Genomic DNA, 716 nt, shown 5'->3' with positions numbered 1-716 from the left:
GGGCTGTCCTTCGGCTTGCCGCCGTTCCACTGCATGATCGCCATGCGGGCGCCGCGTGGCGAGCCTTGCGCGACACCGAGCAGCGAGCCCATGCCGAGCTTCTTCATTTCCTTCTCAGCCAATATCTCGACCTTGACGCCGAGTGCCTCGAGTTCCTTGGCGCGGGCAGCGAACTCGACCGGCCCAAGCACGTTTGCCGGTTCGTTGACGAGGTCGCGCGCCAGAAGGACGCCGTCGATCACCGCCTCGGCATCGGCGAAGGCCTTCTTCGCAGCGGCCGGATCGGCGGTATGGATGGTCACCTTGACCGGCTTCTTCGGCTCTGCCTTGCCGTCGTCCTTATCCTTCCTGGTCTTGTACTTGTCGAAGGAATAGCTGCGCAGGAGAATGCCCGCGGCAAGGCTTGCCGCGTCCTTCGCGCTCGGCGAGGCGCCGACCACATCGAGGACTACCGCTACCTCGGTCGCCTTGCGCAGCGACGCGGCAACGGTGCCGCCAAGCTTCAACCACGCATATTCGTCCAGTCCCGACACCTTGCCGGTGCCTATCGCCACCAGTCTGTCGAGCGACGCTCCCTGCGGGGCCAGAACTTCCACCGTGCTGGCGAACTTGCCGGTGAACTCAGCCACGGGAAAAGCCCGCTCCAGTGTCTTGCCGGGATCACTGGGCTTGGCGACGTCGCTCAGGCCGCCCTCATCCGCCGCGAGCACGAAGAC

At 65.2% G+C, this 716-nt stretch carries 1 protein-coding gene; it reads right to left on the bottom strand.

Annotation, left to right across the window (positions count from 1 at the left end):
* A partial coding sequence (locus EN879_RS37855; protein WP_245493958.1) for a leucyl aminopeptidase family protein occupies positions 1-716 on the bottom strand: 716 nt, incomplete at both ends.

This window comes from Mesorhizobium sp. M7A.F.Ca.AU.002.02.1.1 (assembly GCF_003998535.1).
In the GTDB taxonomy this organism is placed as follows: domain Bacteria; phylum Pseudomonadota; class Alphaproteobacteria; order Rhizobiales; family Rhizobiaceae; genus Mesorhizobium; species Mesorhizobium ciceri.
Note: the sequence above shows the minus strand (reverse complement) of the source record. Positions and strands in the feature narration are given on the sequence as shown.